At 67.8% G+C, this 23,357-nt stretch carries 17 protein-coding genes and 1 pseudogene; 14 read left to right on the forward strand and 4 right to left on the reverse strand.

Annotation, left to right across the window (positions count from 1 at the left end; translation table 11 throughout):
- Positions 1-89 precede the first annotated feature (89 nt).
- The 3 genes from NF876_RS25535 to NF876_RS25545 all read right to left on the reverse strand — a co-directional run bounded on the left by NF876_RS25535 (position 90) and on the right by NF876_RS25545 (position 6,283).
- The gene (locus NF876_RS25535) at positions 90-2,066 is read right to left on the reverse strand and encodes a CHASE2 domain-containing protein (protein WP_262271211.1); all 1,977 of its coding nucleotides are present in this window, start codon (positions 2,064-2,066) and stop codon (positions 90-92) included.
- Position 2,067: 1 nt separating this feature from the next.
- Entirely contained in the window at positions 2,068-5,721 is a 3,654-nt protein-coding gene (locus tag NF876_RS25540; protein ID WP_262271212.1) for a FecR domain-containing protein, read from the reverse strand.
- Positions 5,722-5,893: 172 nt separating this feature from the next.
- Positions 5,894-6,283 (reverse strand): response regulator, encoded by a 390-nt coding sequence (locus NF876_RS25545; RefSeq protein WP_262271213.1) that lies wholly within the window; start codon positions 6,281-6,283, stop codon positions 5,894-5,896.
- 440 nt (positions 6,284-6,723) lie between these two features.
- Between NF876_RS25545 and NF876_RS25550 the strand changes: the two genes are divergently transcribed.
- Entirely contained in the window at positions 6,724-7,464 is a 741-nt protein-coding gene (locus tag NF876_RS25550) for a glutamine amidotransferase (protein WP_262271214.1), read from the forward strand.
- Between the two features lie 3 nt (positions 7,465-7,467).
- Here NF876_RS25550 and NF876_RS25555 read toward each other — a convergent pair whose 3' ends face one another.
- Positions 7,468-8,901, reverse strand: a complete 1,434-nt coding sequence (locus NF876_RS25555) for a helix-turn-helix domain-containing protein (RefSeq protein WP_262271215.1) — start codon at positions 8,899-8,901, stop codon at positions 7,468-7,470.
- A gap of 187 nt (positions 8,902-9,088) precedes the next feature.
- On the opposite strand from NF876_RS25555, the pseudogene aceA reads away from it, so the two are divergent.
- The 13 genes and pseudogenes from aceA to NF876_RS25620 all read left to right on the forward strand — a co-directional run bounded on the left by aceA (position 9,089) and on the right by NF876_RS25620 (position 23,100).
- Positions 9,089-10,400 (forward strand): annotated as a pseudogene (aceA, locus tag NF876_RS25560) (isocitrate lyase).
- 55 nt (positions 10,401-10,455) lie between these two features.
- Positions 10,456-10,665 carry a DUF4170 domain-containing protein gene (locus NF876_RS25565; RefSeq protein ID WP_262271216.1) on the forward strand — a complete coding sequence of 70 codons (210 nt, stop codon included), beginning with the start codon at positions 10,456-10,458 and terminating at the stop codon, positions 10,663-10,665.
- A 195-nt stretch (positions 10,666-10,860) separates the two neighbouring features.
- Entirely contained in the window at positions 10,861-11,775 is a 915-nt protein-coding gene (gene osmF / locus NF876_RS25570) for a glycine betaine ABC transporter substrate-binding protein OsmF (protein WP_262271217.1), read from the forward strand.
- A gap of 90 nt (positions 11,776-11,865) precedes the next feature.
- Positions 11,866-13,029 (forward strand): ABC transporter permease, encoded by a 1,164-nt coding sequence (locus tag NF876_RS25575; protein ID WP_262271218.1) that lies wholly within the window; start codon positions 11,866-11,868, stop codon positions 13,027-13,029.
- Positions 13,030-13,968: an ABC transporter ATP-binding protein gene (locus tag NF876_RS25580; RefSeq protein WP_262271219.1), complete on the forward strand. Its 939-nt coding sequence runs from the start codon at positions 13,030-13,032 to the stop codon at positions 13,966-13,968.
- Positions 13,965-14,720 (forward strand): ABC transporter permease, encoded by a 756-nt coding sequence (locus NF876_RS25585; RefSeq protein ID WP_262271220.1) that lies wholly within the window; start codon positions 13,965-13,967, stop codon positions 14,718-14,720. The genes NF876_RS25580 and NF876_RS25585 overlap by 4 nt, the downstream gene beginning before the upstream one ends.
- Positions 14,717-15,283 carry a biliverdin-producing heme oxygenase gene (locus NF876_RS25590; protein ID WP_262271221.1) on the forward strand — a complete coding sequence of 189 codons (567 nt, stop codon included), beginning with the start codon at positions 14,717-14,719 and terminating at the stop codon, positions 15,281-15,283. The genes NF876_RS25585 and NF876_RS25590 overlap by 4 nt, the downstream gene beginning before the upstream one ends.
- Positions 15,280-17,517, forward strand: coding sequence for an ATP-binding protein (locus NF876_RS25595; protein WP_262271222.1), 2,238 nt, complete (start codon positions 15,280-15,282; stop codon positions 17,515-17,517). The genes NF876_RS25590 and NF876_RS25595 overlap by 4 nt, the downstream gene beginning before the upstream one ends.
- Positions 17,518-17,967 (forward strand): response regulator, encoded by a 450-nt coding sequence (locus tag NF876_RS25600; protein ID WP_262271223.1) that lies wholly within the window; start codon positions 17,518-17,520, stop codon positions 17,965-17,967.
- A 9-nt stretch (positions 17,968-17,976) separates the two neighbouring features.
- The gene (locus NF876_RS25605; protein ID WP_262271224.1) at positions 17,977-19,023 is read left to right on the forward strand and encodes a sensor histidine kinase; all 1,047 of its coding nucleotides are present in this window, start codon (positions 17,977-17,979) and stop codon (positions 19,021-19,023) included.
- A gap of 1 nt (position 19,024) precedes the next feature.
- A complete protein-coding gene (locus NF876_RS25610; RefSeq protein WP_262271225.1) occupies positions 19,025-21,175 on the forward strand; it encodes a sensor histidine kinase in 2,151 nt (716 codons plus the stop codon).
- 163 nt (positions 21,176-21,338) lie between these two features.
- Positions 21,339-22,637 carry an amidase gene (locus NF876_RS25615; RefSeq protein ID WP_262271226.1) on the forward strand — a complete coding sequence of 433 codons (1,299 nt, stop codon included), beginning with the start codon at positions 21,339-21,341 and terminating at the stop codon, positions 22,635-22,637.
- A gap of 64 nt (positions 22,638-22,701) precedes the next feature.
- Positions 22,702-23,100: a YbaN family protein gene (locus NF876_RS25620; RefSeq protein WP_373696720.1), complete on the forward strand. Its 399-nt coding sequence runs from the start codon at positions 22,702-22,704 to the stop codon at positions 23,098-23,100.
- The last annotated feature ends 257 nt before the right edge of the window (positions 23,101-23,357 follow it).

Consider the following 23,357-nt stretch of genomic DNA (forward strand, 5'->3'; position numbering starts at 1 on the left):
TCGTCGGAAGGGCCTGCCGACCGCATGTCGGACCTAACCGTGCGGGACGAAGGTGCGAACCCGGGCTCCGGAAGCCGGTGGCGGGAGGGTCATTCCGGGAGCGCTGTCGCCTTGAGCAGAAGCTTGCCGTAATAGCGCGACAGGGAGGGGGCGAGCGTCTGGCAGTGCCGGACGAGCGCGAGGGCCTCCACCCGACGTCCGGCCCCGATGGTGTCGAGGACCGTGGGATGCAGCTCCATCAGCTCGGCGAGCGCCGGATCCTGCCGTTGGGTTGCGGGCGCCAGGATGGTGAAGATGGCCGTCTTCTCGGCGCGGCCTTTCACGGCGATCCGGTCGAGCTCGATCAGCACGAAGTGTTCCTGCAGGGCGTTCGCCGTCGCGGGCCCGAGCACGATGGAGACGCCGTATTCCTTCGACAGGCTCTCCAGGCGCGAGGCGAGGTTCACCGTATCGCCGAGGACCGAGTAATCGTAGCGCCAGCGCGAGCCCACGTTGCCGACCACGCAATCGCCGGTGTTGATGCCGACCCCGATGGCGAAGCGGGGCGCATCCTCGCCCTGCTCCCGGCTCAGCTCGGCGTTCAGGGTCTCGACCGCCTCCAGCATGCGCATGGCCGCCCGGGCGGCGCGCAGGGGATGGTTCGGGCTCGGCAGCGGCGCATTCCAGAACGCCATCACGCAATCGCCGATGTATTTGTCGATGGTGCCGCCTTCCGCGAGCACCGCTTCGGAGAGCGGATCGAGCAGACGGTTGATGAGCGTGGTCAGCCGCTCCGGCTCGTCCTTCAGCTTCTCCGACAGGGTCGTGAAGCCGCGCACGTCGCAGAACAGGATCGAGAGCTCGCGCCGTTCTCCGCCGAGCTTCAGGGCGCTCGGATCGCGCGCGAGCTGCGCCACGAGATCCGGCGAGAGATAGCGCGAGAAGGCCTCCGACACGGTGCGGCGCAGATGGCGTTCGCGGGCGTAATCGAGCCCGAACCGCGCCCCGAACACCGCCAGCGCCGCCGCGGCCGGCAGAGCCGGCGGGGCCCAGACGCGGCCGAGGCGCAGCACGGTCCAGGCGCCGACGAAGAAGAACGCGACCAGGAACGCCGCCGCGACCCCGGTCCGCCAGGACACGCCCCGGGTGGAGAAGGACGCGGCCAGGAGAGCCCCGGCGATCACCAGAAGCGCCATGACGAGCCGGGGCACGGGCAGCACGTAGAGATTGTGCCTGAGATTGTCGAGGATCGTGGCCTGGACCTCCACGCCGGCCGTGAGCGTGCCTTCCGTAAGGGTATAGGGGGTCGGGAAGGTATCGGGCGCGCCGATCTCGGCGGAGGTCGCCTGCTTCAGGCTCAGGCCCACCAGCACGACCTGGTCCTTGAAGAACCCGGGCGGCAGGAACTCGTCGGGCTTCAGGGCCTGGTAATAGGAGACGGTCGGATAGGAGCGGGCCGGCCCGAAATACTGGATCAGGGCCCCGTCCGGGGCGGGCCCCTGAGGTTCGCCCTTCAGGCGAAGCACTTCCGCCGCCAGGCTGTCTTTCAACGGCGGCATGCGGCGCAGATAGGCGTCGCCGTCGAGGTCGACCGACGCCACGCCGATGGCCGCACCGGCATCGAGGAAGGGATCGAGAGGCATGACCCGGGTGACCTGGATGCCCTGGGCCAGCGGCGTGGTCACGTCGTCGGCGGCCAGCACCACGTCCGGTCCGAGCGCCCCTGCGAAAGCCGTGTCGGCAGCCTCCGTGGTCGGGTCGGCGAAGATGATGTCGAAGGCGATCACCTTCGCGCCGGCGGCCCGCAGGTTCTCGACCAGCCTGGCGTGAAGCTCGCGCGACCAGGGCCAGCGCTGACCGATTTCGCCGATGGACGGCTCGTCGATGGCCACCACCACGGCGCCCGCCTGCGCCGGCAGAGGCGGCGCAACGACCGAGAGAATGTCGTAGAGCCGTGCCTCGATCAGGCGAAAAGGCGGAAAGACGAGAACCGGGATCAGCAGAGCGGCGATCAGCCCGGCCATGGCGAAGTGACGCCAGAGGGGCTCCCCGGCCTGGTCTCTCGCGGTCGATCCTCCGCCGCTCACCTTAGAACCGCGCCTTCACGCTGGCCGCGACGGTGCGGCCCGGAGCCGGGATGTCGAAGCCGAAATCATATCTCTGGTCGAACAGGTTCAGCGCCGTCACGCCGACCTGGAAGCGCCGGTCCGGCGTTTCCCAGGTCAGGGCGGCGTCGGTCGTCCAGTACGAATCGAGCCGGTCGTTCCCGTAGGATCCCGAGCGTTCGCCGATGAAGTTCTGGGTCAGGGTGAACCGCAGCCGGCTCGGGTGGACGAAGGTCATCCCGAAGCGGGCAAAGCGCTCCGGAATGTAGGGAACCGGCTCGCCGACCCCTGTGGGCTCGTCCGTCCGCGAGCTTTCCAGGATCTTCGACGTCGCCCCGCCCACGGTGCCGAAGACGCCGATGCCGTGACCGAGCCAGACGTTGATCGTGGCGGCGAGCCATTCGGCGCGGGCCTCCTCGATGTCCTCGAAGCTGCTCAGCGTGTTGATCCTGGGAACGTTGAGATCGTTCAGGGTCTGCCGCTGATATTCCACGGCCGTGAAGACCTGTGGCGTCCATTCCGCGTCCCAGCGCAGAACGAGGCTCTTGGTCGGCCCGCTGGCGGGCGCATCGTTGGGGATCAGACCGACCGTGGTGGTCGGCGCGAGCGTGTAGCTCAGGAACGTGTCGGCATTCTCCACATAGGCGGCGCGGAGCCATTGGCCTTCCAGCGGCGAGATGCCGAGGCCGAACCGGGGCGAGACCCAGACATCGGGCCTGTCGTATTTGACGTCGAGGAAGGTGCGATGGATCCCCGCCTCGGCCTCGAACCAGTCGTTCGGGCGCCACAGGACGTCCGCATAGGCGCGGCCGCCGCGGAAGGGGCTCTCGGACGCCGTGCTGTCGCTGTCGTGCCTGATGCCGCTGAAATAGTAGAAGTCGCTGTCGCTGACGCCCCTGTCGCGCAGCTGCCCAGCCTGCGCCTCCAGCCCGTAGCGGAAATTGAAGTCGCCGATCCCGATGGCATGGCTGACGGCCCCGACCAGACCGTCCACGCGCTGCTTCTGACTCCAGAGCGTGTGGATCGCGTAGGGATAGTTGAATTGGGGGTAAGACCCGTAATCCCAGAGCTCACCGCGCTCGAGCGTGTCGTTCCGGGTCGCGAACACGGCGGCCGAGAGCACGTTCCGGTACCCGAAGGTGTGGCTCCAGCCGGCCATCCCGAACAGGTTGGTCGTGTCCTGCTCGACATGCTGCGTGAGATCGATCCGGTTGATGTCGGTCAGGCCCGGCTGTCCCTCGTTCGCCCAGCCCATGAACAGGAAACGATCGGCGGCGCTGGGTGCGGTGCCGAGGCTGAAGGTGATGCCCCGTCCTCTCTCGTTGTCGGCGGTCAGATCGCCGCGGGCCTCGTTGGCGCTCGCGGAGAGGCTGAAGCTCGTGGGCAGCGGCTCGTTGACGAAGCCGTTGACCAGCACGCCCGATTGATAGCCGACCTGGCCGCCGCGCACGATCGCCCCGCCGCCGATCTCCGTATCGAGAAACGGCCGGCGGATCGGGTCGTAGCGCCCGATGCGCCCGGCGACGGCCAGGGGATCGAGCAGCAATCCCTGGATTGAGAGGTTCAGGGCGGCGCTGTTGAGGTCCGTGCCTTCCGCGGTGTCCAGGGTCGGCTCGGTCACGAAGAGACCCGGTCGGCTGACGATCGCCTGGTCGAAATACCCCTGGGCTTCGAAGGGGTCGAAGGTGCGGTCGGCGTAGAAGCGCGCCCAGTCGTGCAGGTTGATGAAGCGGTAGGCCTCGACCGGATAGGAGCCGGTCTGCTTGCTGACCGAGATCCCGGCATAATCGCCGCCCCGGTCCCGGTAGCGCTTCAGGGCCTCGCGCGCGGCGAGGATCGCCTCGTCGGCGAGATAGAGATCGAGGGCGAAGGCCGTGCGCAGGATGGGGATGATGGGCGATCTGGGATCGAGCCGGTCGGCATTGTCGAGGGTCTGCCAGGCGAGCTCGTAATCGCCGTTCTGGAAATAGCCGTCGGCCAGGGTGACCTGGTCGTTGGCCAGGGCCGGATTGACCGCCGAGCCGGCCAGCATGAACTCGATCGCTTCCGCCATCCTGCCCTTCTGCAGCAGATAGCGTCCGCGGGCCGTGTAGGCGGTGGTCGGGTCGAGCGTCAGCGCCTTGTCGATAAGAGCGCCCGCCTCGTCCACCCGGCTCTGATCGAGGAGGAGAAGGGCCAGGTTGACATAAGGGATCGGGTTCTGCGGCTCCATGGCGAGCGCGCGCCGGAAGGCCGCCTCGGCCTCGACGAAGGCGCCGCGGCCCTGTTCGAGCAGGCCGATCTGGTTGAGGAGCGAGAAGTTCGGATCGGTTTTCACGACCGCGTAGAGGTCGGCCAGGGCGCCGTCGATGTCGCGGGCATAGTCCGCCTTGATCGTCGCCCCGAAGGCGACCACGTTCGGATCGGTCGGATCGGCGCCCTTGGCCCGTTCATACGCCGCGTACATGTCCTCGCGATGGTCGAGATCCTGGGCCAGGGACGCGGACAGGATGGCAAGGCCGGCATCGTTCGGAAACGCCTTTTCGGCCGCGGCGGCCTCGGCGGCGGCGGCTTTGAGGTCTTGCCGGAAACCGGTGAGATAGGCGCTGATCTCTGCCGTTCTGGGATCCTTGACCGGCACCTTCGGGACCGGCTGGACCCGCTTGGGATCCGCCATGGAGGCGGCAGCGTAGCGGCCATATTCGGCCCAGCCGCGGCGCCGGGAGTCGAGACCGGGCTTCGCGCGCTCGAAGAGCCCGACCGCGTCCTGCCAGCGGCGGTCCGCACCGGCCATGAGGGCCTCGAGATAATCGGCGCGGGCACGCTGCGCCCGGGTCATCGGGCGGCTGCGGGCCTCTGCCAGGGGGGCTGCCGCCGCGCGCCTGTCGCCGGAATTCATGAGGCTTTCGGCCAGGATGAGCCAGTCCTCCGCGGTGCGGGCCTGGGCCGGCAGAGCCTGGATTCGAGCGCCTTCGGCCTTGAACGGCTTGGTGTCCAGGGTTGTGGTCGGCAGGTTGATGAACACCTCGCGCATCGTCATGTAGAAGAGCATCTGCTCGCGGTCGTTGGGGCTGACGAGGACGAACTTCGTCGGTGCCTGACCGACCGCCGCTACAGCGCCTTCGCCCTGACGCACCGTCACGGCGCCCTGCGGGTTCTTGAGCTCGACGACCCCCTCGAGCACCACCAGGGAGGTCTTGCCCGCGCCGTCCACCGACAGGGACCAGTCGGTGCCGCGGATGGCCGCGACCGCGGCAGGCGTCTTGACGTCCACGCCCGAGCCGCCGCGGGCGGCGCGGGCCCAGATGTTGCCGGCCTGGAGGCTGAGCTGGGTGTTCGCGTCGCCGCCGCCGGCCACGTCATTGACGGTCAGGGTCGAGTTGCGGCCGACGCGGATCTGGGTCTGGTCCTTGAACAGGATGGCCAGGTTGCCGATGGCGTTGGTGCGCAGGGTGTCGCCGCCCACGAGGCTCTGCTGGAGTTGGGCGGCGCGCCAGAGATCCTCGCGCACGAAGCGCATCTCCTCGCCGCCCTTGGCCGCCACGATGGCGCCAGCAGCGGGCGTTTGGCGCGGCACCGGTTCCTGCGCCTGAGCAGCGGCAAGAGACAGCGCCAGGACGCTTGCGGCGGCCAGAAACCTGAGGGAACGGAAAGACATGGAGGGTCGGCTCGATCGTGAGGTTACCTGCTCTAACGTTACTGGAACTTAGCAGGATGCGCTCAGGAACAAAGCCGATTCACATCTCGGATGATGTGTTTTGCAGCACAGGGTGAACGATTGCGGCATTCCCGCAACAGGTGGAGAGAGGAACGGCCGCCAGGATGCGATGTCAGGCCGCCGTGCCGCGCGCCATCAGCAGCTTCTGCTTCAGATCGTTCTGGGCGAAGGGCTTCTGCAGAACCGGACGGTCGCGGAAGGCGTCGCGGATGCCCGCGCTGCCATAGCCGGTCGAGAAGACGAACGGGATCGACCGCTGCGCCAGGGCCTCGGCGACCGGATAGATCGGCTCGCCGGCGACGTTCACGTCGAGGATCGCCAGATCGACCTGTTCGCGCGCCACAGCGTCAAGGGCGGCCGACAGGCGAGCGGCCGGGCCGATCACCTCGCAGCCGAAGTCGAGAAGCATGTCCTCCAGGAGCAGGGAGATCGCGGCTTCGTCCTCGACGACGAGAATGCGCAGGCCGTTGAGATCGCCGTCGCTGGTTACGCTGTCAGTCACGGGTTTACTTTCTTTCACGCTGGGGCGCCCGCCGATGGCTCAGCAGGGCACGGAAGCAAGATGCGCAGGATGGTCTGGACTTCAAGCCTGGAGAATCAGACGCTTCTATCATTTTTGCAGATCCAAGCAAAAACCGGGCAGAACCGCCATAACATATGATATTGTTACGGTGTGATCTTAGGGCGGTCTTCCGCCCCCGCCTAGAGCACCGATCCCAAAAGTGGGTCCGCTGCTCACCTTCTCAAGCAGCGCATCGTCCGGCGCGGCCATCCGGGCCCGCACGATGCGCGAGATCCCCGGCCGGACGCCTATCCGGATGAAGCATGGCTGATCGTCCTTTGAGGCTCTTGCGGGAAGGCTGCCCGGCTCGAATAATCGCCCCATGTCCTCGCGTGATTGCCGATATAGGCCCATGAATGCTCCCGGATCGGATCGTACCCATGCCTAGGCGGCGATCCAGGGCACCCGTCCTCATCGTTCTGCATCAGGAGCATTCCACCCCCGGCCGGGTCGGGCGCCTGCTCGTGGAGCGCGGCTATCCCCTCGACATCCGCCGTCCCCGATTCGGTGACCCGCTGCCGGACACCCTTGCCGAGCACACCGGAGCCGTGATCTTCGGCGGCCCGATGAGCGCCAACGATCCTGACGATTTCGTGAAGGCGGAGATCGACTGGATCCAGGTGCCGCTCAAGGAGAACAAGCCTTATCTGGGCCTCTGTCTCGGGGCCCAGATGATGGCCAGGCATCTCGGCGCCCGGGTCTGGGCCCATCCGGAAGGCCGGGCCGAGATCGGCTATTACCCCCTGCTGCCGACGCCGGCCGGAGAGGCCCTCAGCCGCGACTGGGGCGTTTCCTGGCCGAGCCACGTCTATCACTGGCACCGGGAGGGCTTCGACTGCCCGAGCGGGGCCGAGACCCTGGCGACGGGGGACGACTTTCCCACCCAGGCGATCCGGGTCGGGGAGCGGGCCTTCGGCCTCCAGTTCCACCCGGAGGTCACCCACGCGATGCTGTGCCGCTGGACCGTGCACGCCGAGGAGCGCCTGAAGATGCCCGGTGCGCAGGACCGGGTCCGGCAGCTCGCCGGGCGCTTCCAGCACGACCCCCATGTCTCCCGCTGGCTCGACCGGTTCCTGGATCACTGGCTCGACGATCCGTTACCGAAACGCCTGCGGGCGTAACATTCAGGTCGCGTCGAACTCGAAGGGCGAGATCCCGCGCTTCATCTCGTCGACGATGAGCGCATGCATCAGGGGCGGGGCGGCGCGCTGCGGGCAGGCGGCGCGCTCGCACAGGCGGCAGTTGACCCCGATCGGCGTCGCGTCCGCGGAAGCCGGGTCGAGGCCGCGGGCATAGACGAGGCGGTGGGCGTATTTCAGCTCGCAGCCGAGGCCCACGACGAATTGCGGATCGGGCGCCCCCCAGGGGTTGAAGGCGCGCCGGACCATGCGGGCGATGGAGAACCAGCGCGAGGCATCCGGCAGCTCGACGACCTGGGTCGCCACCTGTCCCGGAATCCGGAAGGTGGAGTGCAGGTTCCAGAGCGGACAGGTGCCGCCGAACTGCGAGAACGGGAACCGGCCCGAGGAGAAGCGCTTCGACACGTTGCCGGCGGAATCCACCCGCACCAGGAAGAACGGGATCCCCCGGGCCCCCGGGCGGGCCAGCGTGGTGAGGCGGTGCGCCACCTGTTCGAAGCTCGCGCCGAAGCGGGCGCCCAGCACCTCCACGTCGTAGCCCAGCGCCTCCGCGGCCGCATGGAACCGGCCATAGGGCATCATGAGGGCGCCGGCGAAGTAATTGCCGAACGAGACCCGCAGCAGCCGCCGGGCGGGACCGTCCGCGGGCTCGAGGCGGGCGGCGAGCCCGTCGATGGTCTCGCGCATCTCGGCGAAGGCCAGCTGGTAGGCGGCCTGGAAGGTTCTGCCGGAAGGATCCACCAGTTCGGAGATCAGGAGCTGGCGCCGGTGATGGTCGTAGCGGCGCAGGCTGTCCGGCATCACGTCGACGGGCATGACGCGCACCCGGATGCCGTGCCGGGCGTGCAGGCGTTCGGCCATGGCGAAGAACGGCTCGTGGCCCGTCTGGGCGAGGTCGGACGCCAGAGCCTCGGCGGCCTCGTCCAGCTCGGCGAAATGGTTCTTCGCCTCGTGGATCAGCTCCCGCACCCGGTCGACCGGGTTGACCTGGGATGCGTCCTCGGCCCGGTCGCGGTCGCTGGGGCTCGGCATGACCGCCTCGCGGGCGCCGCGCAGGGCCTGATAGGCCCGGTAGAGACGGTTGACGGCGTCGACCAGGGAGGGGGCGCTCTCCACGGTCTCGCGCAGCTCGAGCCGCGCCACCGGGGTCGCGCGGAAGAGCGGATCGGCGAAGACCTCCTCGAGTTCCGACACGGTGCGCTCGTGATCGTCGTTGGCGAATTCGCGTGGATCCAGGGAATAGGCGTGCGCGAGGCGGATCAGCACCTGGGCGGTGATCGGGCGCTGGTTGCGCTCCATCAGGTTCAGGTAGCTCGGGGAGAGCCCGAGCTCCTCGGCCATGCGCGACTGGCTCATGTTGAGCTCGCGCCGAAGCCGCTTGAGGCGTGGACCCACGAAAAGCTTTCTGCTCTCATCCATGTTGTAAATCTTTTTACAAGTTTACACGACCTGTCGAGTCAAAGCTTTACAAGGCGACTTTTCTTTTGAAATTCCTCGTTGAAACAAATGCTTCTTCGCGGATTATTCCATCAAGACGTCCTGCTGCTCTGCAATAATTCTGGACTGCGGGATGGTTTTGTCAAGAAATGTAAAAGGACGGATCGCTATGACCCATCAGCCGAACTCGGGCTCCCTGCAAGACCTGATCTCCGCCGCTCCCGACGGGCGCTTCGACGGTATCCGCAGGCCCTATTCGGCCGAGGACGTGGCCCGGCTGCGCGGATCCTTTCCGATCGCCCACACGCTCGCCGAGCGCGGCGCGCAGCGCCTGTGGCGGCTGCTGCAGGAGCGTCCCTATGTCCATTCCCTCGGCGCCATGACGGGCAATCAGGCCATGCAGATGGCCCGGGCCGGCCTCGAGGCGATCTATCTCTCCGGCTGGCAGGTGGCGGCGGATTCGAACGTGGCGGGCGCCATGTATCCGGACCAGTCTCTCTATCCGGCCAATTCCGGCCCCGAACTGTGCCGTCGCATCAACCGCACCTTCCAGCGTGCCGACCAGATCGAGCATGCGGAGGGCGGCGCGAAGCGCGACTGGTTCCTGCCCATCGTGGCCGACGCGGAGGCCGGTTTCGGCGGGCCGCTCAACACCTTCGAGATCATGAAGGCCTATATCGAGGCCGGAGCCGCCGGCGTGCATTTCGAGGACCAGCTCGCCTCGGAGAAGAAGTGCGGGCATCTGGGCGGCAAGGTGCTCATCCCGACCTCGGCGCACGAGCGCAACCTGATCGCCGCGCGGCTCGCCGCCGACGTGATGGGCACCTCGACCCTGATCATGGCGCGGACGGACGCGGAATCGGCCAAGCTCATCACGTCGGACGTGGACGAGCGCGACCGGCCCTTCATCGAGCCCGACAGCCGCACCCCGGAAGGCTTCTACCGCCTGAAGGAGCCTCGACCATTGCATCGCCCGCGGGCTCGCCTACGCGGAGCTCGCCGACCTCCTGTGGTGGGAGACCTCCCATCCGGATCTCGACGATGCGCGCCGGTTCGCGGAGGCGATCCACAAGCATCATCCGGGCAAGCTGCTCGCCTATAACTGCTCGCCCTCCTTCAACTGGAAGAAGAAGCTCGACGACGCCACCATCGCCAAGTTCCAGCGCGAGCTCGGCGCCATGGGCTACCGGTTCCAGTTCGTGACGCTGGCCGGCTTCCACCAGCTCAATTACGGCATGTTCGAACTGGCGAGCGGCTACCGCGACCGCGGCATGGGCGCCTATTCCGACCTGCAGGTGCGTGAGTTCGCCGCCGAGACCGACGGCTACACGGCCACCCGCCACCAGCGCGAGGTCGGCACCGGCTATTTCGACCAGGTCTCGGTGGTCATCACCGGGGGCAAGTCCTCCACCACGGCGATGGCGGAATCGACCGAGACCGCGCAGTTCCAGAACCCGGCCAAGCTTCAGGCGGCCGAGTGAGGCCGGCCAACCCTCAACCCATCCCTCTCACCTTTGTCACCAATGGAGATCGATCATGATGAAGTCCCGTTTCTGGGTCGTCGGCGGCGAGTACACCTCCTGCGACTGCGAAACCATCGTCCAGGGCACCGAGCGGGTGGTCGGCCCCTTCGAGAGCCGCATGGAGGCCGAGCGCACCTGGCGCACGCTGTCCGAGGATCACCGCCCCCAGGCGCAGGTGCGCTTCACCATCGCCCAGGAGCCTCCGTCGACCCTGAGCGCCTGACGAGGCCCCGAGAGGCGCTCGCAGCGGTCGCCCCGCCGGAGGACGATGGTTCCTCCGGCGGGATCTTCTGCGGCGGGATCTTTTGCCCCTACACGAAGTTTTTAACATCCCGCATGATTCTTCGGGAGGCTCCCCCCTGCCTAAACGGCCCGACTGTCCTAGAAAGAGCAGGGCACTGTTTTCTAGGGGGTTCGCATGAAGACCGTCCTCAAGTCGCTGACATTGGCTGCTGCCTTGGCCCTGGCGGCTGCCGGGGCCGTCCGGGCCGACGTGGTCGTCTCGTCGAAGATCGACACGGAAGGCTCGGTGCTGGGCAACATCATCCTGCTCGCGCTCAACTCCAACGGCATCAAGACCCAGGACCGGATCCAGCTCGGCGCGACCCCGGTGGTGCGCAAGGCCATCACGGCGGGCGAGATCGACATCTACCCGGAATATACCGGCAATGCGGGCTTCTTCTTCAACAAGGCCGACGATCCGGTCTGGAAGGATGCGGCGAAGGGCTTCGAGACGGCCAAGAAGCTCGATTACGACGCCAACAAGATCGTCTGGCTCGATCCCGCGCCGGCCAACAACACCTGGGCCATCGCGCTGCGCAAGGACGTGGCCGATTCCAACAAGCTCAAGACCCTGTCCGATTTCGGCCAGTGGGTGACGAAGGGCGGCAAGGTGGTTCTCGCGGCCTCCGCCGAGTTCGTGAACTCGGACGCGGCCCTGCCGGCCTTCCAGAAGACCTATGACTTCAAGATGAAGCCGGAACAGCTCATCGTGCTGTCCGGCGGCGACACGGCGGCCACCATCAAGGCGGCGGCCGAGCAGACCAACGGGGCGAACGCCGCCATGGTCTACGGCACCGACGGCGGCATCGCCCCGTCGGGCCTCGTGGTGATGGAGGACAACAGGAACGTGCAGCCGGTCTATGCGCCGGCGCCGATCATCCGCGAGGCCGCCCTGAAGGAGAACCCGAAGATCGCCGAGATCCTGAAGCCCGTCTTCGCGTCCCTCGACCTCGCCACGCTCCAGGGGCTGAACGCCCGCGTCCAGGTGGGCGGCGAGCCGGCGAAGGCGGTGGCCACGGACTATTTGAAGTCCAAGGGATTTCTGAAATGATCTGACGTCCCGGCTCAAGGAACGACAGGCGGCGCGATAGGGGCCGGAAGCTTTGTGAACACGATCTCCTCCCGAACCACCGCGCCCGGCATGTCTTCCTTGCGTCCATCCCTGTCCCTCGATCGGCTCGGGAGCGTGGTCGCCGTGCTGATCGGCGTCGCGCTCTTCGCCTGTCCGTTCGTCATCTACCGGGCCAACCGCATCGTGGCGGGCGAGGGACGGATGCTGACGGACGCGCTGCCGCCTCCGGGCGTCCTGATCGTGCTGATCGCGGCGCTCGGCGTGGCGTCGTGCGCGGCGCTGGTCCGCAACCCGCTGATCCGCCTCGCGGCCGCATCCGTGGGGCTGGGCGTGATCTTTCCGGCGGTCGGATGGTCGGCCGGGTTCGTCACGCCGGCCGGCAACACGTTTGCGCGCGTGTCACCGTCCCTCGGCTTCTGGCTCCTCGCCCTCTCCTTCGCGTTGCTGGCCGCCGACGCGCTGACGCGCCTGCGCCTGGGACCCTGGGCGCGGATCGCCGCCATGGCGGCGGCGGCGGGCGCGGTCGCCCTCCTGCTCGTCTCGGGCGCCTGGAACGATCTCTCCCTGCTCAAGGAATATGCGAACCGCCAGGACATCTTCTGGCGCGAGGCGGGCCAGCACCTGTGGCTCGCCCTGGGATCGATGACGGCCGCCTGCCTGGTCGGGCTGCCCCTCGGCATCCTGGCCCATCGCGTCCGGCCCCTGCGGACGGCGATCCTGCAGGTGCTCAACATCGTCCAGACGATCCCGAGCATCGCGCTCTTCGGGATCCTGATCGCGCCGCTGGGCTATCTGTCCGCGCACGTGCCACTGGCGGCCGCCCTGGGCATTCACGGCATCGGGGCCGCGCCGGCCTTCATCGCGCTCTTCCTCTATTCCCTGCTGCCCGTGGTGGCCAACACGGTCACCGGGCTGAACCAGGTGCCGGCCGCTGTCTCCGACGCGGCCCGCGGCATGGGATTGTCCGCGCGCCAGCGCCTGTGGCAGGTCGACCTGCCCCTGGCGCTTCCCGTCATCCTGGCCGGCATCCGCATCGTGCTGGTCCAGAATCTCGGCCTGGCCACCGTGGCGGCGCTGATCGGGGGAGGGGGCTTCGGCACCTTCGTGTTCCAGGGCATCGGCCAGACGGCGATCGACCTCGTGCTGCTCGGGGCCATTCCCACGGTGGCCCTGGCATTCGTCGCCGCCATCACCCTCGATGCCATCGTCGATCTGACCAGGCGGGGCTCCTAGATGATCGAGATCGAGCACCTTACCAAGCGCTATGGCGCGACCATTGTGGTCGAGGACGTATCCCTGCGGGTCGACGAGGGGACCATCGCGGTGATCGTCGGCACGTCGGGGGCAGGCAAGTCGACCCTGCTGCGCATGATCAACCGCCTCGTCGAGCCGAGCGCCGGCCGCGTGCTCATCGACGGCCAGGACACGATGGCGATCCCGGAGGACGAGCTGCGGCACCGGATCGGCTACGTGATCCAGGGCTACGGGCTGTTTCCCCATCGCACCGTCGCGGAGAACATCGCTACGGTGCCGCGCCTTCTCGGCTGGGACAAGCGGCGGATCGCCGCCCGGATCGAGGAGCTTCTCGATCTGTTCCAGCTCGAACCAGGAGAATTCGCCAAAAAATTCCCGCATGAACTGTCGGGCGGACAGCAGCAGCGCGTGGGCGTCGCCCGGGCGCTCGCGGCAAAGCCCGGGCTCCTGCTGATGGACGAGCCGTTCGGCGCGCTCGATCCGGTCATCCGCAGCAAGGCGCAGGACGATCTCGTGGCGATCCAGCGCCGCCTCGGCACCACCATCGTGCTCGTCACGCACGACATGAACGAGGCGTTCCAGCTCGGCGACCGCATCGCCGTGATGGATCAGGCGCGGCTCCTGCAATACGACACGCCCGCCCAGCTGCTGACCCATCCAGCGGAGGCGTTCGTCGAGCAGCTCGTGGGGACGGCCGAGCGGCCCTTCCGACTTCTCTCCCTGACGCGCGTGCAGGCGGCGCTCGAGCCCGGCGCCGCCGACGGCGACCCCATCCTCGTCTCCGAGTCCCTGCGCGATGCGCTCTCGCGCCTGATCTGGGTCGGGCGCGACGCCTTGCCGGTCGTCGATGCAACGGGCGCCGCCCTCGGACGCGTCAGCGTCCGGGGCATCCTGGCGCATGGGCGCTCCATCGCATGAGCGCGCGAGCCTTCGCCCTGCGCGCGGCGGCGCTGCTCCTGCTCGTGCTCTTCGTCACGGCCCCGGGGCTTTTCGCCTTCGCGTTCAGGCCCCTGACCGTGAACGGCGCGCCGGCGATCTACAACCAGGGCAGCCTTCTCGCCCTCACCCTGTCGCATCTGCGCATCGTGGTGCTGGCGACGCTCGCCAGCACGATCCTGGCCGTAGGGCTCGGCATCTTCGTCACGCGGCCGTCGGGCGCCGAGTTCCTGCCGCTGTCGCGCAGCCTCGTGAATATCGGCCAGACCTTCCCGCCGATCGCCGTCCTGGCCATCGCGGTGCCGCTCGTCGGCTTCGGCGAGAAGCCGACCTTCATCGCGCTCTTCCTCTACGGCCTCCTGCCGATCTTCGAGAACACGCTCACCGGCCTGATGGACGTCTCCCCCCAGACCCTCGAGGCCGCCAAGGGCATGGGCATGAACCCGCGCCAGCGCCTGATGCAGGTGGAGCTGCCGCTCGCCCTTCCGGTGATTCTCGCCGGCATCCGGCTCTCGGTGATCATCAGCCTCGGCACCGCCACCATCGGGTCGACGGTGGCGGCCAAGGGATTGGGCGAGGTCATCATCGCGGGCCTCCAGTCCAACAACGTGGCTTTCGTGCTGCAGGGCGGGTTGGTGGTTGCGCTTCTCGCGGTTCTGATCCACGACGGGATGGGGCTGGCGGAACGGGCGGTCGCACGACGGCTGGGACGCCCTGTGGACGAGGTTGCATGACACTTCTCGAACGACTGAAGATCGAAACCCGCCCGGCGCACGACCGGATCGAGGCCGCCATCGATCTCGACCGCCGGACCGCGTCGCGGGAGGCCTACAGGGACCTGCTGATCCGCTTCTACGGGTTCCACGCGGCCTGGGAGAGGAAGGCCGCCGAGCGCGCCCCCGACCGGGCCTTCTTCGACGGGCGCCGCAAGGCGAGCCTGCTCGCCCGAGACCTCGAGGTTCTAGGATTGAAATCCGACGACATCATTGGTTTGCCACAATGCCGGCCTCTCATGCCTCTGCCGGCCCCGGAGGCGGTGCTCGGAAGCATGTACGTGGTCGAGGGCTCGACGCTCGGCGGCGCGATCATCGCGCGCCAGGTCGAGAATCGGCTGGGATTTACCGCGGAAACGGGCTGCGCCTATTTTCGCAGCTATGGGCGCCATGTCGGCGCCATGTGGAAGTCGTTCGGGGCGATGCTTCAGGAAGCGTCGTCGCCGGAAGCCGACGATCTCATCGTCGGGGCCGCGCAGGATACCTTTACCGTGATGCACGATTGGCTGTGCGAGGCCCCATGACCCAGCAGACGCAGGACCTCGATCTCACCGCCTGCGAGCGGGAGCCGATCCACATCCCCGGCAGCATCCAGCCGCACGGGATCCTTCTCGCGATCCGGCTGTCCGACCGGACCATCGCCTATGCCAGCGCCAACACGGCCGAGATCTTCGGGTTCGATCCGGCCGATGCCCTCGGCCGGCCCTTCGGCGAGGTGATGCCCGCCCTGAGCGCGGAATTCGCCGGGCAGCTCGACGATCCTCCGGCGGCAGGGAATACCCGGTTCGTCCGGACCATCCAGGTCCACACCGCCCAGCAGGAGCGGTTCTTCGAGACGGCCGTCTCCCGGTCCGGCGATTGCGCGATCCTCGAGCTGGAGGAGCCGCCTTATGGCGCGGTCTCCAGCATCGATGCGCTCTATCCCACCCTGCGCCGGTTCGTGGAGCAGCTGCAGGGCGCCTCCACGATCCAGACCCTGTGCCAGCTCGCCGCGCAGGACATCCGCCGCATGACCGGGTTCGACCGGGTCCTGATCTACCAGTTCGACGAGCAGTGGAACGGCACCGTCATCGCCGAGGACCGCAATGAGGTCCTGCCGTCCTATCTCGACCTGCGTTTTCCGGCCTCCGACATCCCGGCTCAGGCCAGGGAGCTCTACCGCCGCAACCGCCTGCGCATCATTCCCGACGCCACCTACACGGCGGTCCCCATCCAGTCGCGCGATCCCGCTCCGCTGGATCTGAGCGACTCGGTGCTGCGCAGCGTCTCGCCGGTCCATCTCGAATACATGCGCAACATGGGGACGCTCGCCTCCATGTCGATCTCGATCCTGCGCGACGGCCGGCTGTGGGGCCTGATCTCCTGCCACAACAAGGAGCCCAAGCGGGTCTCGCTCCAGGTGCGCAACGCGTGCGATTTCCTCACGCAGATCTTCTCCCTGCAGCTCGAGGCGCGGGAGAACACCACGCTGGCCGAGAACCGGGTGCGCTTAGGCGCCGTGCAGACGAGGCTTCTCGCCCACATGGCCGCCGAGGAGCATTTCATCGCGGGCCTCGTGAACCATCCCGACGACCTGATGATGCTCTCCGGCGCGCAGGGCGCCGCCGTCCTGACGCAGGACCATTGCTGGTGCCTGGGCGAGACGCCCGCCAAGGATCAGGTCCGGGCGCTGTTCGAATGGCTGTCCGACAACCATCAGGAGGACGTGTTCGCCACCGATCACCTGTCGGCCGTCTATCCGGCGGCGCAGGACTTCGCCGACAAGGCGAGCGGCCTGCTCTCCATCTCGGTCTCGAAGGTGCATTCGAGCTACGTGCTCTGGTTCCGCCCCGAGGTCGTGCAGACCGTGAAGTGGGGCGGCAATCCGCAGAAGCCCGTTCAGGAGGAGGCGGGCTCCTTGAGGCTTCACCCCCGGCGCTCCTTCGAGACCTGGAAGGAGACGGTGCGCAGCCGCTCCCTGGCCTGGGACCGGAGCGAGATCGAGGCGGTCAAGGAGCTGCGCAACGCCATCGTGGGCATCGTCCTGCGCCGGGCCGAGGAGCTGGCCTCGCTGTCGGAGGAGCTGCGCCGCAGCAACAAGGAGCTGGAGGCCTTCTCCTATTCGGTGTCCCACGACCTGCGGGCCCCGTTCCGGCACATCGTGGGCTATTCCGAGCTGCTGAAGAAGGAGGCGGGCGACCTGTCCGAGAAGGGCCGGCGCTACGTGGACACCATCATCGAATCCGCCTACACGGCCGGAACCCTCGTCGACAACCTGCTGCGCTTCTCGCAGATGGGCCGCACGGCCCTGAAGCCCCGGACGGTGGATGTGGCCGGCCTGGTCGGCGAGATCAGGCACAAGCTGTCCGCCGAGCATGACGGCCGCCAGATCCAATGGGTCGTCGGGGATCTGTCTCCCGTGACGGCGGATCCGGTCCTGATCCGGCTGGTATTTGAAAACCTCCTCGACAATGCGGTAAAGTACACCCGCACCCGGGAGAAAGCGCGCATCGAGATCGGCTCCAGCCGAAAGGATGGGGAGACGGTCTATTTCGTGCGCGACAACGGCGTCGGGTTCGATATGAGGTACATCGACAAGTTGTTCGGCGTCTTCCAGCGCCTGCACCGGATGGAAGAGTTCGAAGGCACGGGAATCGGGCTCGCCAATGTTCGCCGAATCGTCGAGCGGCACGGCGGCCGGGCCTGGGCGGAAGGGGCGCTCGACAGGGGCGCGACCTTCTCGATTGCCCTGCCGGATCATGATGAAGGAGCGGCGTGAATGCCGGAATTGAAACCGATCCTGCTGGTTGAGGACAACCCGAGGGATCTCGAACTGACCCTGGCGGCCCTGGAGCAGAGCCAGCTCGCCAACGAGGTCGTGGTGGTGCGCGACGGCGAGGAGGCGCTCGATTTCCTCTATCGCCGCGGGCCCCATGAGAGCCGCAACACCAGCGACCCGGCCGTCGTCCTGCTCGATCTCAAGCTGCCGAAGATCGACGGGCTCGAGGTGCTGGAGAAGGTCAAGGCCGATCCGCACCTGCGCCAGACGCCGGTCGTCATGCTCACCTCGTCGCGGGAGGAGAGCGACCTGGTGCGCAGCTACGAGCTCGGCGTGAACGCCTTCGTGGTGAAGCCCGTGGGCTTCCGCGAATTCTTCGACGCGATCCAGGATCTCGGGGTGTTCTGGGCGATCCTCAACGAGCCGCCGCCGCGGCGCAACGGGGCTTGAGGAGCCACGATGGTTCGGGCGCCCGGCATCCCATCGGCTCAGGGGCCGCGCATCCTCCTGCTGGAGGACAGCGTCCTCGACGCTGAATTGATGACGGAAGCCCTGACCGATGCCGGCCTGTCCGCCGCGATCGAGCGCGTGGTGTCCGCCGACGAGTTCACGGCGGCGGTCCGGGACGGGGGATGGGACCTGATCCTGGCCGATTACCTTCTGCCCGCCTTCAACGGCCTGAACGCCCTCGAGATCGCCCGGGAGATCGCTCCCGCCACGCCTTTCGTCTTCGTGTCGGGTGCCCTCGGCGAAGAGGTCGCCGTCGAGGCCCTGAAACGCGGCGCGACGGACTACGTCCTGAAGGAGAAGCTGGACCGGCTGCCCGTCACGATCCTGCGCGCCCTGGCGGAGGCCGGCGAGCGTGCCGAGAAGAAGCGGGCGCAGGATGCCCTGCAGCAGATGCTCGACGAGCGCACGGCGCTTCTGCATGAACTCGACCACCGGGTGAAGAACAATCTCCAGCTGCTGCTCTCCCTGATCGGCATCGAGTTCCGCCAGGCGGAGGACGATCAGGCGCGCCAGGTGCTCGGGCGCATGAAGGAGCGCATGCAGGCGCTCGCCGCCGCGCATCGCGATCTCTATGACGGGCAGGGCTCGACGCGCTTCGACGCGTCGAGCTTCGCCAAGGGCTTGTGCCAGGAGCTGACATCGGCGCTCCCGGACGTGCGGATCACCCCGGAATTCGAGGTCGAGAACGTGGAGGTCGAGGCCGGGAAGGCAGCCCCGATGGCCCTGCTGTTCAACGAGATCGTGGTCAACGCCCTGACCCACGCTTACAAGGAACGGCAGGGCAAGCTGAAGCTCCGTCTCCAGCTGCGGAACGGAGCCGTGCTGTTCCAGCTCTCCGACGACGCCTTCAGCCCCGAGGAGAAGGAGGCCGCGCGGACGAGCGCCTCCGGCACCATCCTGAAGGCCCTGGCACGCCAGCTCGACGCCCAGGTCGACTGGCCCCGCGAGGATCCAGCCACGCTCGTGCGCGTCCTGATGCCGGTTCAGGACAGCTAGCATGGCGGGCCGAAGATCCGCCGTCCAAGTTCGTGCCGGGCAAGCTGATCGGGGCCGTCCCGCAGGAGCCCGCACGTCGCTGCGGCAGGTGTTGTGGGGACTGGTCTTCGTCCTCGCCCTGCCGACCATCCTGGTGGCGGCCGCCGGCCTCTATTCGGGCTACCGGGCCGAGCAGCAGGCGATCGACCTGCGCATGCAGGAGACGGCCCGCGCCCTGAGCCTGCTGCTCGACCGCGAGATCGAGAAGTCGGTGGTGGCCCTGCAGGTGCTCGCCCAATCGTCCAGCCTCGCCCGGGGAGACCTCGCGGAATTCTACCAGCAGACCAAGAACACCGGACTGGCCGACCCGTCCTGGATCGCGCTCTTCGAGCCCGGCGGCCGCGTTCTCTTCAACACCCGCGTGCCTTTCGGCGTGACCCTGCCGAACAGCAATCGTCCGGACGCGCTGCGGCTCGTTCAGGAAACCCGCAAGCCCCATGTGTCCGACCTCTATGTGGGGTCTCTGACCGGGCAGCGCCTGATCACCATCGACGTTCCGGTCATCCTCGACGAGCAGGTCGCCTATATCCTGTCGCTCGCGATCACGCCGGACGTCTTCCAGACCATCATCCGCGACCAGCGGATCGACAGCGGGTGGAACGCCGCTGTGCTCGACCGCAGCCGGACCATCGTGGCCCGCTCCCGCTCGCCGGAGCGGTTCGTCGGCCAATCCGCCAGCCCCTATGTTCAGGAGGCCCTCGCGGCCTCGCGGGAAGGGCTGCTCCAGAGCGTGACGCTCGAGGGCATCCCGGTGCGCACCTATTTCAGCCAGTCGCCGGCCTATGGCTGGTCCTTCGTGCTCAGCATCCCGGAAACGGAGCTCGCCCGGTCGGCCCAGCGCTCCCTCTTCTGGCTGGCGGTTCTCGGCGCCGTCATCCTGGTCGGCATTCTCCTGGCGGTCCTGCTTTCCTGCGCCATCGCCAAGCCGGTCGACCAGCTCGTGGCGGCGGCCCAGACCCTCGGGCGAGGCGGGGAGGTTTCGGATCCGACGACCACGCGGGTTCTGGAATTCGACACGATCAAGAAGGCGCTCGTGGAAGCCGCGAGCGGGATCCGCCGGCATCGACGGGAGCGGGAGGAGGTTCTCGCCCATATGGCCGAGAGCGAGGCGCGCCTGCGACTGGCCCTCACGGCGGGCCATCTCGGCTCCTGGGAGTACGTTCCGTCCACGTGCGCCTTCACCACGTCGGCCCTGTGCCGGGCCAATTTCGGCCGCGACGCCGACGAGCCCTTCACCTATGCGGACCTGATCGCGTCGATCCATCCCGACGACCGGGCCACGCAGGCGGAAGCCCTGGCCAAGGCCCTCGCGACCCGCGCGGATCTGCACGTGGACTATCGCGTGATCTGGCCCGACGGCACCGAGCACTGGATCCGGATCAGCGGCCGGATGCGAACCGGCCCGGACGGGCAGGTGTCCATGGTCGGCGTGTCCCAGGACGTGACCGAGCGCCGGCTCGTCGAGGAGCGGCAGGCGCTTCTGCTCCATGAGCTCAACCACCGGGTCAAGAACACGCTGGCGACCGTTCAGTCCGTGGCCTCCCTGACGCGACGCTCCGCGGAGAGCAACGATCCCGCGGCGTGGAGCGCCTTCATGGACCGCCTGCACGGCATGGCCAAGACCCATGACCTTCTGACGGCGACCCAGTGGCAGGGCGCTCTTCTGGAGGACGTGCTCAGGAACGAGCTGGAGCCCTACCAGGACGGCATGCGCCAGCGCATCCGTCTGCGGGGTCCCAGGATCAATCTGCAACCGGGCGCCGTCCTGGCCCTGGGGCTGGCCGTGCATGAACTCGCGACGAACGCCGTCAAATACGGGTCCCTGTCGGTCCCGGACGGGAAGCTCCATGTGATGTGGGCCGTCACTGCAGGGTCGAACCATCCCGCGCTGCTCGTGGAATGGGTCGAGAGCGGCGGTCCGACGGTCAAGAAGCCCGAGCGCCAGGGCTTCGGATCGAAGCTCATCCAGCGCGGCCTGGCGCAGCAGCTCGGCGGGGAGATCAAGCTCGATTTCGCCCCGGCGGGAATCCGCTGCGTCATCACCTTCCCGCTGTCGACGATAACGACGGACCAAGGCGATGCGGGCGAGGCCCGCGAGCGCTACGCGTCGTGATGGACACCGCCTTTCGTCCGACGCTGACCCTCCCCGTCATGGCCGGGACAAGCCCGGTGCCATCCGTCATCGGGATCGCCGGCACGAGGCTGGTGATGACGCGGGAGGTGTCACTCCGCTCTTCCACATTGCTCCACGCTCTTGTCCATGCACCCGGTGCCCCATGACGACGATCAGAGACAAGCTCGAAACCATTCTGGCGCGCCTGGCCGGGCGTGCGGCCGACGAGCGGGTGTTCCTGCGCGTCTACGCGGACCAGGCGCGCGTCGCGGCCGATGCCGCTGATGCCCGCCGTCGCATCGGGCTCTCGCTCGGGCCGCTCGACGGGGCGATCGTGTCCATCAAGGACCTGTTCGACGTGGCGGGCGAGACCACGCTCGCGGGCTCGATCGCCCTGCGCGATGCGCCGCCCGCCGCCAGGGACGCGGCGATCGTTCGCCGGCTGCGCCAGGCCGGCGCCGTCATCCTGGGCAGGACCAACATGGTGGAGTTCGCCTTCTCGGGTCTGGGCCTCAACCCGCATTACGGCACGCCGGGCAACGCGGCGGATCCCTTGCGGATTCCGGGCGGCTCGTCCTCGGGCGCCGGCGTCTCGGTGGCCGAGGGCACGAGCGAGATCGCCATCGGGACCGATATCGGCGGCTCCGTGCGCATTCCGGCAGCGCTCAACGGCGTCGTCGGCTTCAAGCCCACGGCGCATCGCGTGCCGCTGGACGGCACCCTCCCGCTCTCGCCCAGCCTCGATTCCATCGGGCCGCTCGCCCGCACCGTGCAGGACTGCGCCTTCGCGGATGCGGTCATGGCCGGCGAGGAGCCGCGCGTGCTGACTCCGCACCCCTTGGCCGGGTTGCGGATCGGTGTTCCGCGGGGACGCCTGTTCTCGCAGTCCGAGCCGGCGGTGGACCAGGCATTCGAGGCGTCGTTGACGGTCCTGTCGCGGGCCGGCGCAAGGATCGCCGATCACGGCATCGAGGATCTGCTCGACGCCATGGCCGACACGACGGTGGCGGCCTCCATCGCGTCCATCGAGGCCTCCGAGGTTCATGCGGACTGGCTCGACGCGAAGGCGGCCGAAATGGACCCGCGGGTGCGCTGGTGGATCGCCCGCAGCGGGACCGTGCCGGCGCCGGTCTATATCCGCATGCTGCGCCGCCGGCGCGCCCTCGCGGCCGCCATGGACGCGCGGTTGTCTCCTGTCGACTTGCTGGCGCTGCCGGCCACCGCCATCGCGGCGCCGCTGACTGCGCCTCTGGAGGCCGACGACAAGCTCTACAACAGGACCGATGCGCTCATCCTGCGCAACACCATGTTCGGCAACCAGTTCGACCTGACCGCGATCTCCGTGCCGCTTCCCCGCACCGAGCGGCCTGTCGGCCTCATGCTGGTGGCACGCCACGGCCAGGACCAGCGGCTGCTCGACATCGCCGCGAGCGTCGAGGCGGCGCTGGCGCCAGGGTCCTGACCACGGCACAGGATCGTGGAATGAAGCGTATGCCTGCTCCGGACCGTTGCTTGCGAGAAGCGGGATGATGCGTCGCCTTTACCTGTGCCTCGGCTATGCGAGCCTCGCGCTCGGGATCGCCGGCATCGTTCTGCCGGTCTTGCCGACCACACCTTTCGTGCTCCTGGCCGCCTGGTGCTTCACCCGGTCGAGCCCGGCCCTGGCCGCGAGACTCGACAATCATCCCCGCTTCGGTCCGCTGCTCACCGCATGGCGCGACCAGAAGGCGATTCCGCTCCAGGCCAAAATCTTCGCCCTGACGATGCTCGCCCTGTCCTATGGGGTGATTCTGCATCTCGCCGAAAGCCGCATCCTGCCGGTGATTCTCAGTGCCGTCATGGGAAGCGTCGCCCTCTACATCGCCACCCGTCCGAGACCCCGCGGCAGATCCGATGTCGCGGCGCCGGATGCCTGCGAGCGATAGGATCCACGTCCGTTCATCGCCACTCGGCGAGCCCATGGCGGGCGCGACTTTGCCGGCCGTCTCCCGTTTGGCCCCGGTTGTGCCATGTTACGGCCCAGGTTCCCGTTAGGCTGCGGGCATCATGATTGAAGGAGCCTTATCATGCGCAGCCTCAGCCTGTCGGTCTTCGTGCTGGCGTCAGCCGCGATGCTGGCCCCGCTTCTGATCGGATTGGCCTATGCGGTGAGCGTGCTGGCCTCGGCCCTGATGTTTCCCTG

This window comes from Microvirga yunnanensis (assembly GCF_025460875.1).

Bases quoted from the DNA above. Each gene is read 5' to 3' on its own strand.
- NF876_RS25575 (WP_262271218.1), top strand. From the start codon at position 11,866: ATGTCTTCCTTGCGTCCATCCCTGTCCCTCGATCGGCTCGGGAGCGTG.
- NF876_RS25615 (WP_262271226.1), top strand. From the start codon at position 21,339: ATGACGACGATCAGAGACAAGCTCGAAACCATTCTGGCGCGCCTGGCC.
- NF876_RS25580 (WP_262271219.1), top strand. From the start codon at position 13,030: ATGATCGAGATCGAGCACCTTACCAAGCGCTATGGCGCGACCATTGTG.
- NF876_RS25605 (WP_262271224.1), top strand. From the start codon at position 17,977: ATGGTTCGGGCGCCCGGCATCCCATCGGCTCAGGGGCCGCGCATCCTC.
- NF876_RS25540 (WP_262271212.1), bottom strand. From the start codon at position 5,721: ATGTCTTTCCGTTCCCTCAGGTTTCTGGCCGCCGCAAGCGTCCTGGCG.
- NF876_RS25555 (WP_262271215.1), bottom strand. From the start codon at position 8,901: ATGGATGAGAGCAGAAAGCTTTTCGTGGGTCCACGCCTCAAGCGGCTT.
- NF876_RS25620 (WP_373696720.1), top strand. From the start codon at position 22,702: ATGATGCGTCGCCTTTACCTGTGCCTCGGCTATGCGAGCCTCGCGCTC.
- NF876_RS25565 (WP_262271216.1), top strand. From the start codon at position 10,456: ATGATGAAGTCCCGTTTCTGGGTCGTCGGCGGCGAGTACACCTCCTGC.
- NF876_RS25585 (WP_262271220.1), top strand. From the start codon at position 13,965: ATGAGCGCGCGAGCCTTCGCCCTGCGCGCGGCGGCGCTGCTCCTGCTC.
- NF876_RS25600 (WP_262271223.1), top strand. From the start codon at position 17,518: ATGCCGGAATTGAAACCGATCCTGCTGGTTGAGGACAACCCGAGGGAT.
- NF876_RS25610 (WP_262271225.1), top strand. From the start codon at position 19,025: ATGGCGGGCCGAAGATCCGCCGTCCAAGTTCGTGCCGGGCAAGCTGAT.
- NF876_RS25550 (WP_262271214.1), top strand. From the start codon at position 6,724: ATGCCTAGGCGGCGATCCAGGGCACCCGTCCTCATCGTTCTGCATCAG.
- NF876_RS25590 (WP_262271221.1), top strand. From the start codon at position 14,717: ATGACACTTCTCGAACGACTGAAGATCGAAACCCGCCCGGCGCACGAC.
- NF876_RS25595 (WP_262271222.1), top strand. From the start codon at position 15,280: ATGACCCAGCAGACGCAGGACCTCGATCTCACCGCCTGCGAGCGGGAG.
- osmF (WP_262271217.1), top strand. From the start codon at position 10,861: ATGAAGACCGTCCTCAAGTCGCTGACATTGGCTGCTGCCTTGGCCCTG.